The 12858-nt window shown below is 32.2% G+C and carries 9 protein-coding genes and 1 pseudogene; 6 read left to right on the top strand and 4 right to left on the bottom strand.

Annotation, left to right across the window (positions count from 1 at the left end; genetic code table 11):
- The 5 genes from J2S72_RS04625 to J2S72_RS04605 all read left to right on the top strand — a co-directional run bounded on the left by J2S72_RS04625 (position 1) and on the right by J2S72_RS04605 (position 9150).
- On the top strand, positions 1–1305 hold the full coding sequence (locus J2S72_RS04625) for a restriction endonuclease subunit S (RefSeq protein ID WP_023056164.1): 1305 nt from the start codon (positions 1–3) through the stop codon (positions 1303–1305).
- Entirely contained in the window at positions 1305–4286 is a 2982-nt protein-coding gene (locus J2S72_RS04620) for a type I restriction endonuclease subunit R (protein WP_023056134.1), read from the top strand. The genes J2S72_RS04625 and J2S72_RS04620 overlap by 1 nt, the downstream gene beginning before the upstream one ends.
- A gap of 232 nt (positions 4287–4518) precedes the next feature.
- Complete coding sequence (locus J2S72_RS04615) at positions 4519–7566, top strand: S-layer homology domain-containing protein (protein ID WP_023056168.1); 3048 nt, start codon at positions 4519–4521, stop codon at positions 7564–7566.
- Between the two features lie 232 nt (positions 7567–7798).
- Complete coding sequence (locus J2S72_RS04610; RefSeq protein ID WP_023056147.1) at positions 7799–8536, top strand: CPBP family intramembrane glutamic endopeptidase; 738 nt, start codon at positions 7799–7801, stop codon at positions 8534–8536.
- Between the two features lie 35 nt (positions 8537–8571).
- A complete protein-coding gene (locus J2S72_RS04605) occupies positions 8572–9150 on the top strand; it encodes a hypothetical protein (RefSeq protein ID WP_023056156.1) in 579 nt (192 codons plus the stop codon).
- A 94-nt stretch (positions 9151–9244) separates the two neighbouring features.
- On the opposite strand, the pseudogene J2S72_RS04600 reads toward J2S72_RS04605, so the two are convergent.
- A pseudogene (locus tag J2S72_RS04600) lies at positions 9245–9577 on the bottom strand (cation:proton antiporter regulatory subunit); the annotation flags it as partial.
- Between the two features lie 144 nt (positions 9578–9721).
- Here J2S72_RS04600 and J2S72_RS04595 point away from each other — a divergent pair.
- Entirely contained in the window at positions 9722–10207 is a 486-nt protein-coding gene (locus J2S72_RS04595) for a hypothetical protein (RefSeq protein WP_023056209.1), read from the top strand.
- 86 nt (positions 10208–10293) lie between these two features.
- On the opposite strand, the gene J2S72_RS04590 is transcribed toward J2S72_RS04595, so the two are convergent.
- The 3 genes from J2S72_RS04590 to J2S72_RS04580 all read right to left on the bottom strand — a co-directional run bounded on the left by J2S72_RS04590 (position 10294) and on the right by J2S72_RS04580 (position 12857).
- The gene (locus tag J2S72_RS04590; protein WP_307495070.1) at positions 10294–11301 is read right to left on the bottom strand and encodes a potassium channel family protein; all 1008 of its coding nucleotides are present in this window, start codon (positions 11299–11301) and stop codon (positions 10294–10296) included.
- Between the two features lie 90 nt (positions 11302–11391).
- Complete coding sequence (locus J2S72_RS04585) at positions 11392–12096, bottom strand: ABC transporter permease (protein ID WP_307495068.1); 705 nt, start codon at positions 12094–12096, stop codon at positions 11392–11394.
- 8 nt (positions 12097–12104) lie between these two features.
- On the bottom strand, positions 12105–12857 hold the full coding sequence (locus J2S72_RS04580; RefSeq protein ID WP_307495067.1) for an ABC-2 transporter permease family protein: 753 nt from the start codon (positions 12855–12857) through the stop codon (positions 12105–12107).
- Between the last annotated feature and the right edge of the window lies 1 nt (position 12858).

The raw sequence follows: 12858 nt of genomic DNA, 5'->3' as shown, positions 1-12858 counted from the left end.
ATGACAAGAAAAATGAAAGACTCTGGCATTGAGTGGATTGGTGAGATACCTGAGGAGTGGGAAGTTACAAAGTTAAAACAATTAGCAAGTTTCCATAATGGAGATAGAGGAAAGAATTATCCTAGTGGAAACGATTTGGTGGATGAAGGTGTTTATTTTCTAACATCAAATAATATTCACGGATATTATTTAGATATTGATAAAAGCATCAGCAAATTCATCACTAATGAAAGGTTAAATGTTTTAAATGGAGCTAAGATACAAATTAATGATATTGTATTTTGTCTTAGAGGAAGTGTGGGAAATTGCTCAATAAATAAAAGTTTAGAAAAAGGTACCATTGCGTCATCTCTCATGCTTATTAGGCCTATAAATATAGATGCGGATTTTTTAAATTATATAATGCAGTCAGATATTAAGGTTATGGAGGTTTTAAATCTAACAACAGGATCTTGTGCGGCAAATCTTTCTGCTATAAACGTGTCAAATTTCAAAATATTACAACCTAGCTTAAGCGAACAAGTGAAAATCTCCAACTATTTAAACAAAAAAACTGAACAAATTGAAAATATAAAATCTACAATAGTGAAGGAAATTCAAACCTTAGAAGACTACAAAAAATCCCTTATCACCGAGGCTGTAACAAAAGGTTTGGATAAAAATGTAAAAATGAAGGATTCTGGGATTGAGTGGATTGGAGAGATACCGAAGCATTGGGAGATTTTTAAAGTTAAGTATCTAGCTACAATATTAAACGGTTCTACCCCTAATACAGGGAAAATAAATTATTGGGATGGAGACATTAAGTGGATAACCCCTAAAGATTTGTTTGACAATAAAATTATTACAGATTCACTAAAGAAAATAACTAAAGAAGGATATCACTCATGTGGAACAAACATGGTGCCAATAAACACCATTCTTTTATCAACAAGAGCACCTATAGGAACGGTTGCGATTGCTAAAACTGAATTGTGCACAAATCAAGGTATTAAAAGTATAGTTTGTAACAGGGAAAAACTTAATTATAAACTACTGTTTTATTATTTACTTACCAAGAATGAAGTTTTAAATTTTTTGGGTAATGGAACTACTTTCATGGAATTATCAACATCAAGTCTGATGGGTTTGCCAATTCCATGTGCCAGTATAAATGAACAAAATAAAATTGTAGATTACTTAGACAAAAAAACAAAATCAATTGATGAAGCTATAACAGCTAAACAAAAACAATTAGAAGTCTTGGAAGAATATAAAAAGTCACTTATTTATGAGTATGTAACTGGTAAAAAGGAGGTCCTATAATGCTCAAGTCTGTATATGATGAAAAGTTTGAATATCAAAGAGATTTTGTAAATCACTTAGTGAAAGAAAATGGATTTATAGAGAGAAAAAACACCTCCTTTAATAGGGCTTATGCCATGGACATTGACCTTCTTTTTGAATTTCTATACAAGACTCAAGAGGACACTATGCTGGAACTAAAAGCCATCTATAAAAACGACTTAAGAGAAACCTTAGTCAATTTTATCAATGGAGAAATTACTAAAAAGGGTTCTTCCTTAATTGATGTCCTTAAAAATGGGGTTGAAATATCTAATAAGAAAATTACTCTCATGTATACAAAGCCTGCCACAGACTACAACAAAGACTTGGTGGAAAAATATGAAAATAATATTTTTTCTGTTATGCAGGAGGTTTATCCCAAGGAAAAAGAGAGGGTTGACCTAATTATTTTCTTAAATGGCCTTGCTATTATTGCTTTTGAATTAAAAAGTGAATTTAGCGGTCAGAATATTGAGGACGCTATTAAACAATACACAGAAGAAAGAGATCCAAAGTCCAGACTCTTCCTATGGAAGGCAGGTTGTTTTGTATGTTTTGCCATGGATACAAGTGTGGTTATGATGACTACAAAACTTGATTGGGCAAAGACTTTTTTCTTGCCTTTTAATAAGGGTAGAGGAGAGGGAATCTATACAGGCAAGGGAAACCCTGAAAACAAAGATGGGCTTCCTGTTTCCTATATGTGGGAAGAGGTTTTAAAGAAAGATTCTATTCTGGATTTAATCAATAAATTCATTTTCATTGAAAGAAAAGAGGAAGAGGATGAGGATGGCAAGACCAAGATAAAAGAAACGGTCATCTTTCCAAGATTTCATCAATTGGATTTAATAAGAAAATTATTAGCAGATGTTAAGGTAAATAAGACAAGCCAAAATTATTTGATTCAACATTCAGCTGGATCTGGAAAGACAAATTCTATTGCCTGGCTTGCTCATAGACTTGTATCCCTACATGATTCAGACAATAGGGTTATTTATGACACTACCATCATTGTAACGGATAGACTGGTAGTGGATAGGCAACTTCAAAAGGCTGTAATGACTTTAGACCATGCTGTGGGTCTTATTAAGGTTATGGACAATTCTTGTTCTTCCCAAGATTTAAAGGCGGCTCTTGAAGGTAACACAAAGATTATTGCAACAACGATTCAAAAGTTCCCATATATTGTGGATGAACTTAAAAATTTAAAAAATAAGAATTTTGCAGTAATTATTGATGAAGCTCACTCTTCTACAGCTGGCAAAAATATGCAGGCGGTAACGCAAGCTTTAGGCTCTGAGGACGATGAATTTGAAGATGAAGATGATTTTATCATAGACCAAATTAAAAGGTCTGGTAAGCAAGCTAATGTTTCTATGTTTGCCTTCACAGCAACTCCAAAGGCAACTACCCTTAGAATGTTTGGTAGGCTTAATAAAAATGGAAATTACGAAGCTTTTCACCTATATTCAATGAAACAAGCTATTGAAGAAGGTTTTATATTAGATGTCCTTCAAAACTACACAACCTACAAGACTATGTATAGGATAAATAAAGAAATTAAGGACGACCCAGAACTTAAAACCTCTGAGGCGAAAAGACAAATTGCAAGATTTGTAGAACTTCATGACACTAACATTAGCCAAAGGGTTCAAATTATTATTGAACATTTTAAAAACAATGTTATGCATAACTTAAAGAATCAAGCTAAAGCCATGGTGGTAACTTCCTCAAGGGCTGCAGCAGTAAAATACGCCAAGGCTTTTGAAAAATATGTTAATAGTCAAGGTTATGATAATATTCATGCCCTTGTAGCCTTTTCAGGCAAGGTAAGCTTAGATGGTGATGAAAAGATCTACACAGAGGTTGGAATGAATCAAATGAGCGAGGATAGGGTGCCAGATGCTTTTGATTCGGAAGCCTATAATGTTATGATTGTGGCTAATAAATACCAAACAGGTTTTGACCAAAAGAAACTTTCAGCCATGTATATTATTAAGAGATTAAGGGGTGTAAATGCGGTACAGACCCTATCAAGACTTAACAGGGTGTGTCCACCATTTAATAAAACTGTATTTGTTTTAGACTTTACCAATGATTATGAGGATATTAAAAATGCTTTTGCTCCATATTACACAACAACTCTTTTAGCAAGCGACTTAACGGCAAATAAGATAAAAGATCTCCTTACGAGTATTGAAGCTTACGATATTATAGATCCGATCTATGTGGACGAGGTTAACGAAATTGTATTTAAGAAGAGGAAGGGAAATATAACATCTAAGGAAGCTTCGTCTCTACAACTTAAAATAAAAAAGGCAAAGCTTGAGCTTGATAGATATCCTGAAAAGGATCAAAAAGAATTTATTGCTAAGTTAAAAAATTTCAAAAGATTTTATGAATATTTAATCCAGGTGTCTTGTTTTGAAGATGTGGATGTTCATAAATACTATATTTATATTTCTTATCTACTAAACCTTTTAACGCCAGGAGAGAGTATGGGGATGGACATTAAAGACAAGGTAAAGGCTGATAACTTTGTACAGCTTAAAGGCCAAACCCATAAGGATGAAAAACAGGCATCAAACCCTATAGTGAAACTTCCTATAGCTGATCCTATTGATATAGGAGATGAAAAAAAAGAACGCCTTTCAGAAATTATTGCTGAAATTAATGCAAAAACTGGTTCTAAGTATGATGTGGATGTGGCAACAAAAGCTGCTATGCAAATTAGAGATATTATGATGAAGTCTGATGAACTTAAAACATCTGCAAAGAACAACTCTGAAAATGACTTTAAGTTTTCTTATTTTTCCAATGTAGAGAATGCTTTAATTGAAGGTTTGGGACAAAATCAAGGCTTCTTTGGTTACCTATTAGACCATCCAGACGCACAAAAGGAAGTCCTTGGAATATTTATGTCTGAGATTTATAAGAGCTTAAGAAAGAACGCCAATTAATTATAAGAGATGCTGGATATTATTGCATGATTTATGAAGTTTCATGTCACAAATATTAATCAAGGTTTTTTCAGAAATCTATAGGTCCGACTGATATACAAAAATTGCCTTAAATTTTACGCTATAAATATATAAGGGTTTAGAAAACAATTCTATATCAATGGAGTTAAAAGGCATATATTTAAATAAAACTTATATTACATGGTATAATAAGAGCAAGGGAGGTAGAGACATGAATATAATTAAGAAAAGAAGTTTTAAAATTATAAGATTAACCATTGTTGCTTTGTTAATATTTTTATCATGCAGTTTTAATAGTGTTTTTGCAATTGATGACAGCATAAAGAATAAGGAAGCTGATAAATATGCAAATACGACAAGTGATAATATTGAAGTGAGTAATAGGGAGTTAAATGAAGATAAGGCTTTGTTACTAAATTCAAAAGAAATAAAAAAAGAAATGTATTTAATGGGCGGCAATCCTCAAGAGGAAAAGGCAATCACTCTTTTTAAAGATGGGGTAAAGGTCGATGACTACGACACCATAAAACAAGCAATCGACAAAATGTACGACCTTACAAAGGAGGGAAGGAAATACAATTTTGTCCTTCAAGTGAATAAGGATATTGAATTAACTGAGTACAGTCAGTTTGGCTGGCCCTATGGCGAGGTGACCCTTAGGAGTAAGGACAAGGCAAGCAAAAGAACAATCAAAGCAAATAATACAAATCACACTATGATGCTCGGCGTTGTCAACGGGGCTCATCTAACCGTAGAAGATATTATTATCGACGGAAACAATCAAAAACGTATATTTTGGATGGAATCAACGGAACCACTTCCTGTAAGTCTAACGATCAATGACGGTGCCATCTTACAAAATGGGAAAGTTGATCCGAACGATGGGGCCAAAACAGGCGGTGCTATTTATTGTCAAGAAGCAGGGGATGTCACAATTAATGGCGGCATTATAAGAAATAACGAGGCCATACAAGCTGGCGGTGCCATTTCTTATATTGGGACCAGAACATTGACCATCAAGGGCGGAGAGATTACTGGTAACAAGGTTTCTTCTGACTCAGGCTTCGGAGGAGCAATTGTTTTACAAGGTAAAGGCATAATTAATGGTGGCAAAATCCACAATAATATGGCTAATAGTGGTGGCGGTATTTTCACAGGAAAAAATACGAACCTGGAAATCACCGGCGGAGAAATCAATGGAAACTCCGCGTCTTATGCAGGCGGAGGAATTTATTGTGCAGGTAATTCAGTTGTCAAGCTTACCGGAGGACAAGTATCTAAAAATCAAGGAAGATACGGTGGAGGAATAACAGCAGTATTTAACAGCAATTTCATTATGGAAGGGAACGGAATTATTTCAGAAAACGAAGCTTATACTGGTGGCGGTTTTTATCCGTGGGGTACAACTCCTTCCTGTGATTTAATTTCAGGAACCATTGAGAAGAACAAAGCCAACTACGGTGGCGGCATCCGTCTTAGATCGCCTAAGGCAAAGATAGGCGGCATAGTAATTAGAGAAAATATCGCACAATACGGTGGCGGTATCTACTCCAACTTACCTGTTGGCGAAACCCTTACCATTGACGGCGTGAAGCTATATAAAAACGAAGCCCTATCTGGTGGAGGAGTATGCTTAATTAAAGAAAACGGCAGCCTAAACTTTAAAAATGCTGAGTTTAAAGAAAACAAAGCCTACTACGGCGGCGGCATCTGGACAAGTAATACCATGACTATAGAAAAATCCACCTTTGAAGGAAATGAAGCTATAAAGTCAGAACCATCCATCTTGCCAGACGGCACACACGAAAACAACGGTCACGGCGGAGCCATTTATATTAATACCGCTTTAGATGAAAAGGGAGTTGTTACACTAGACGGTTGTACATTTACAAGAAATAAGGCAGACAAATCTGGCGGTGCCATTTCCGTTGATGAAACCCACGGCCTTTTAAAAGTAATCAAGGGCACTGTTTTTGACGGCAATGAAGCTACAGGTGAATTGGGCCATGGCGGAGCCATTTACAGTAATCTTCATGCTTATATGCCAGAATACGATGATGGATCTACAGGGCCACTTGTACAACCTCCGACAGCTAAAGATTACTACTATAACATCAACACCGATGCCACGACGGTCTTTAGAAATAACAAGGCATTTCAAACCTTTACTCCACCGAGTACGAAGGATGAATTTGTAAAACTTTTGTATATGTCTACTTCTCATCCGGGTACAAAATACAATCACCCATTGAACAATGATGATGTTAACTTAATAATATTTCGCAAGGTTATTTTTGATAAGAACTATGAAACTGAAGAACCGATTCATGCTGCATTCCTAGTACTTGAAAAAAGTAAATTAGGGAAAGATTTTCCTGCTGATCCTGTAAGAAAAGGATATACTTTTAAGGGCTGGAATACTCAAAAAGACGGTAAAGGAACATCATCATTTACACTCGACACTGTCATAGAAAGTGATATAACTCTTTATGCTCAATGGGAAGAACAAATTAAAAAACCTGACGAACCAAAAAAACACGACAAATCGGGAAATGGTTATTTCCTTATAAAGTCAGTAGATACACCCTTATTGAATAAAAAAGATCATGCACAATATATGATAGGCTACAAAGATCAAACCTTTAGACCGGATAGGCAAATGTCCCGTCAAGAAGTGGCGGTTATGTTTTCGAGACTTTTAAATGAAAGACCTCAAAAGGGAATAATATATAGTAGAAACTACAAGGATGTTTCAGATGACCTTTGGTCTGTTACAGCTATAAGTTATATGAGCAAATTAAACATGATTAAGGGATATCCAGATGGGAATTTCAGACCATATGCAAACATTACTCGTGGAGAATTTGCAGCAATGGCTACAAGATTTGCAAATCTCAGTGGAGGAAACAAAAATTTTACAGATGTTTCTAAAGATCACTGGGCTTATGATGTAATTCAAAAGGCAGCAGAAGCAGGATGGATTTCCGGTTATCCTGACGGAAGTTTTAAACCTGACCAACCGATTACCCGTGCAGAAATAGTGTCAATTACAAATCGTATGTTAAATCGCTTTGCAGATGAAGATTTTGTAGATCACAACTTAAACAAAATTATAAACTATAGGGACATGGATAAGGCCCACTGGGCATACTATCCTGTAGTAGAAGCGACTAATGGTCACACTTATGAACGTAAAGAAAATGAAAGAGATGAAACATGGTTTGAAGTTAATGAAACAAGCTTTGTTTACGACAAGTAAAAATTTAATTATTAAAGAATATAATAAATAATAGAAACAATAAAAGAAAACAGGCGGGCATGATAAAAGTATTTTTATCATGCCTGCCTATTTTAAGTAGGGGATTTTTTAAAAATCTACAGAAATTTAATTTTAATTTTACACTACTTATATAATTTAAAGATAAAATTGTAAAAAAGATAAGATAAAGGCATGAAATTAAAATTTTTAAAATTTACATAAAGAGGAAAAAATGTATAGTTTATATAAAAAAAATGAAATTTATTTTGGACTTGTTTGGGTAATAATATATTGCACTGTATCTGTTTTCATTCGAGATAAGTTTGGGGACCAAAGTATTATTATGCTCATAAGTCTCGCTTTGATTGCTGGAGCAATTGGGATCTTTATAAAAAAACATCATTTGGAAGAAAAATACGGCCTTAATAAATATCCTAAAAATAGAGCAAGATATTTATATTTTATCCCTGTATGGGTTCTTACCACAGGTAACCTCTGGGGAGGTTTACATTTATCTTACAGTGGGATTTATCAGGTTTTTTCAGTTTTATCCATGTTTTTGATTGGATACATTGAGGAAGTAATTTTCAGAGGTTTTCTTTTTAAGGCAATTTTAAAAAAGGATGGACCAGCAAAATCTATTACAATCGTGGCAATTACATTTGGTATGGGCCACATTATAAACTTATTTGCCGGACAAAGGGATTTAGAAACAATCTCTCAAATATTTTTTGCCCTGGCTTGGGGTTTTATGTTTACAATTATTTTCTATAAAAGTAAAAGTCTTTTACCATGTATTTTTGCCCATGGAATGATAGATGCTTTTTCTAAATTTTCTAAGAACAATCAAACTTTTGAGGGGATCTATATAATTGCTACAATATTTGTTGCTGTTTTTTATTGTACTTATTTGTTAAAACTTAAAGATAAAAAAGACTTTGAATCATATAAAAATAGGGATTGTATTTAAAATAAAAATGAAAAATATATCTAAGGGAAGATAAAATGAAAAATATAAGAAATATACCGGTCAAAAGAAAAATAGTCTTTATTTTTTTAATTTTTTTATTTATTTTATTTATTTTATTTGCAATAAGTTTTCTTTATGCAATATTCAGCCATTCTATGGGAGAAAATCAAGAAGGCATAAGTGGATATTTTTGCGAGATTGTGTTTCGTATTTTTATAAGCCTTGTAATTTTTATAGTTTTAGCTATTAACTATTTTATTAAGGAAAAACCAAGATCTATAATTATTTGGTGGATATGTGCCATCGTCGCTTTTTTTGGAGTTTTTTATTTAATAAGAGCTTGGATTTTTGATTTTTCTTATATAAATGCACCTAAAGTCGTGAAGCTTAACTATATAACATTCGAACGAGATAATATTTATGAGTATTCTATAGTTTATAGCCTTATAGGCTACACGGAAAAGGGTGACACTGAAATATTTCGCATAAACTCTGAAACTTATGACCTGGAAAAAGAAAAGTGGACAGACGATGAGTTTGTATCAGCTTATGTTCAGTATCTTCCTCACACGGGAGTATTGATGAATTTAAAAACATTTAAAGAAAATAAATAGCCCTAAATTATATAAGAAAAAAAAGGATATTGATATTAATATCCTTTTTTTCTTTTACAATGAAAATATAAAAAAGGCTATTTTTAAAATAGCCTTATTTTATTTCATCACCTAAATTTTTCAAACTATCAACTTGGTCATCTCTTCCTAAAACAATTAGAACATCACCAATTTTAAAAGTATAATCAATTGGGGGATTGAAAATCATTTTTCCATCTTCAATTTTCTTTATAGCAAGAACAATAAGCTCAGTTTTTTTAGGAATCTGTGCTTCAATTAAATTTTTATTTTCTAAATAGGATCCCCTTTTGACAAGAACCTCTTCCAAATCAAGCTCAACATCTCCGATTTTTGTAACCACATCTAAAAATGAAATAATATTAGGCTTTATCATAAGAGAAGCCATTCTCTTGCCACTTATTTCCACATATTATAGACCCTAAAAATTTATAAAATCTGTTAGCTTTGTATAAATTATTTTATAATTTTGTAATTTTTATTAAGAGGTTTTGTAATTAATATTTGCTATTATTATGACATAATAAATCCAATAAAAATTAAGGAGAGAAAAATGAAAGGAAATATTAAAAGAAAAATAGGGTCAATATTATTAGCAGGCTGTTTAGCTTTAGGAATAGGCGCTTATGTTAAGGCAAATGCAGGTGATCATTCAAGTGAAATGATTTCTCGTAAAGGTGTTCAAAATGAATTTGTTGAAACTTGTAAAAATCTTAATTGGCCAAAAGGTTATAATGTGCCAAAGGAGATAGACGAAGAAGAAAATGGTTCAGTTTATCAAAAGGGTTTTGGAAACACAAGAGCAAGCATTTATTGGGAAGCAGCTTGGGAAAAGGAGTGGTTAAACACCTATAAAAATGATCCTAGAAGAGCTGAGAAAGCTTTAGAAGAGTTGGAGAAAGCAAAGAAGATGCCCTACATGTCAGAAGAAAAGTGTGACGATGCTACAAGAGAGTATTTTGATAAAATTTTAGATAAGGCAAAAAATGGTGATCCATCAGGTTTTGAAGAAAATATCAAATTAAATGCACCGGAATAAGTCATATAAAAATGGAATACTATAAATCTTTGTGGTTTATTAAATAAAAACTATAAAGGCTAAAAAAGGCTATTTTTAAAATAGCCTTATTTTATTTCATCACCTAAATTTTTCAAACTATCAACTTGGTCATCTCTTCCTAAAGCAATAAGAACATCACCAATTTTAAAAGTATAATCAATTGGGGGATTGAAAATCATTTTTCCATCTTCAATTTTCTTTATAGCAAGGACAATAAGCCCAGTTTTTTTAGGAATCTGTGCTTCAATTAAATTTTTATTTTCTAAATAAGATCCCCTTTTGACAAGAACCTCTTCCAAATCAAGCTCAACATCTCCGATTTTTGTAACCACATCTAAAAATGAAATAATATTAGGCTTTATCATAAGAGAAGCCATTCTCTTGCCACTTATTTCCACAGCAGATAGAGTTTTATCAGCTCCCACCTTTAATAACTTTTCGCTACCTGATTTAGTAAGGGCATTTGAAATAATATAAATATTTTTATTAAGATTTCTTGCAGTAAGCACAGTTACTATGTTGTCCACTTCAGAATCTAAAGTTGCAATAAGACCCTTAGCCCTTTCAATTCCCGCATGTTTCAAGACACTTTCCTCAGTAGATTGACCCTCAACTACTAAAATATCGTGATGGCTAAAATCTTCAAGGTCTTCACGCCTATCACTTATAACAACAAAATCGAGTTTTTCATTAATAAATTTTTTTATAATTACCTCTGCCAACTCACCAGATCCGCATATTATGTAATGATTATTTAAAGCAGCAATTTTTTTATCCATTTTACTTCCCTTCCACAAATCTGAAACCTTGCCTTCAACAAACATAGCAACCACCGTTGTAAAAGCATATCCAACTATACCAACGCCTAAAAAAATCATAAAGATTGAAAAGATTTCAGACAGATTGCTGGTGGTGCCAACTTCACCAAAACCTACAGTAGATATGGTTATAACAGTCATATATAAGGCATCGATAAAATCTACCTTTAATAAAATCATATAACCTATAACACCAGTAATAAGTAAAAGTGCAAAAGCTAAAAAAATAAATTTGAGTTTTCTTTTTTCTTCCATAAGCCTCTCCTTATATATTAGATTATAGTATATTTTTAAAAAATTTAAGAGGCTTTTTAAGATTTAATTCTTTAAAAGCCCCTTTTAAACTTACTTATTTTCGTATTTTAAAAATTTGTTAGAAAAATATAAGGATATTATTAATTCTCCTAGTGCAAAAATAGTTAATAATCCTAAATCATGTGCATTTATAAATCTAAAGTTGTTAGCTTCAATTGAAAGAAAGCTTAAACCTATTATTTTTAAGGATTTATAGGCTGTAGCAAATCCAAATATTGTAAACATACTGGAAAGGAGAACTATAATTCCAAAGGACCTTATCTTTATAGCAAGAGCTCCAAAAATTCCTATAATAGGAAGTGATAGAAATATGCTAAGAAATATATAATAAGCATAAATATTAAAATTTATCCTTTGAAAATTTCCTATAAATTTTCCGCCTGCATAAAATAGGGCCAAAAAATATATTTGACAAAGGCCTATTATTATAAAAGATAGAAATAACTTGGCCATTATAAATGAGATATTTTTCTTTGGACTAAGCCTAATAAATTTAAGCCCTGCCTTGTGTTCGGGGGACCAAAGACTTGCTATTATAATAGCAATTAGGGGAATATAGAAAAAGGAAAAGTAAAATAAACTTACTTGGGTCCATAGACTTTGCCATTCATGGGTTAGAATTTCCTTATTTCCCATATAATTTATAAGTCCAAAGGCATTGGCAAGAAGGGGTATTATAAGACTTATTAGTAAAATATTTATAAATTTTATTTTTTTAAATTCTAATTTTAACATTTTTCCTCCTAATCCTTGTATAAGTTATAAGATTTCATTGTCTTTAAATAAATAAGGCTGATTATTAAAAGACCAAGGGCAATAATTAGTGTATAAAAATTTAAGGGATTTAAGGCCTGGATAAATTTATCTGACTCTTTTACATAAGAAATATTTAAAAGACTTGCCATCCAAGCAAAGGGATTTATAAAAGATAAAATCTCTGATGTGAGCATGGTAATCACTCCTGTAAGGCCCCCTATTATAGAAATAAATGAAAGTGTGTAAACTTTTTTTGTTTTCATTTCTATTATCATAAATAAGGCCAAAAAGAATAAATTTATTATTAAAGCCGATAGATTTACCAGTGAAAATCTTAAAATTATTCCACTATTAATATTGAAATGATCTGACTTCATTGCTAGGGCAAGAAAAGCTAGGGCTTCAATTATTTGCAATAAAATTAACTTAAAAGATAAATTTTTAAATTTATTAAGAAGAATAGAATTAACCTTTTCTCCAAGGATTATTTCCATCTGCCACATCTTATTTTTTTCTTCAATTTCCATTACTTTTTTTATAAGAGATGATATTAATATAGGGTTTGACAGTAGAGATATAAATAAATAAGTATCCAAGATGTAAGCAAGGGGATATTTGCCCTCTGAAAAAGACCTTGAATGACTAATTCCTGCGACAATTAGCATCTGAACAAAAAAAACTATTATTATTAAAAAATTTATTCCCAGTCTTTTATATTTTTTTCTTTCTAAGTTTTTCATA

It is taken from the genome of Peptoniphilus koenoeneniae (assembly GCF_030812875.1).
Taxonomy (GTDB): Bacteria; Bacillota; Clostridia; order Tissierellales; family Peptoniphilaceae; genus Peptoniphilus_B; species Peptoniphilus_B koenoeneniae.
Note: the sequence above shows the minus strand (reverse complement) of the source record. Positions and strands in the feature narration are given on the sequence as shown.

Bases quoted from the DNA above. Each gene is read 5' to 3' on its own strand.
- J2S72_RS04625 (WP_023056164.1), top strand. From the start codon at position 1: ATGACAAGAAAAATGAAAGACTCTGGCATTGAGTGGATTGGTGAGATA.
- J2S72_RS04620 (WP_023056134.1), top strand. From the start codon at position 1,305: ATGCTCAAGTCTGTATATGATGAAAAGTTTGAATATCAAAGAGATTTT.
- J2S72_RS04615 (WP_023056168.1), top strand. From the start codon at position 4,519: ATGAATATAATTAAGAAAAGAAGTTTTAAAATTATAAGATTAACCATT.
- J2S72_RS04610 (WP_023056147.1), top strand. From the start codon at position 7,799: ATGTATAGTTTATATAAAAAAAATGAAATTTATTTTGGACTTGTTTGG.
- J2S72_RS04605 (WP_023056156.1), top strand. From the start codon at position 8,572: ATGAAAAATATAAGAAATATACCGGTCAAAAGAAAAATAGTCTTTATT.
- J2S72_RS04595 (WP_023056209.1), top strand. From the start codon at position 9,722: ATGAAAGGAAATATTAAAAGAAAAATAGGGTCAATATTATTAGCAGGC.
- J2S72_RS04590 (WP_307495070.1), bottom strand. From the start codon at position 11,301: ATGGAAGAAAAAAGAAAACTCAAATTTATTTTTTTAGCTTTTGCACTT.
- J2S72_RS04585 (WP_307495068.1), bottom strand. From the start codon at position 12,096: ATGTTAAAATTAGAATTTAAAAAAATAAAATTTATAAATATTTTACTA.
- J2S72_RS04580 (WP_307495067.1), bottom strand. From the start codon at position 12,857: ATGAAAAACTTAGAAAGAAAAAAATATAAAAGACTGGGAATAAATTTT.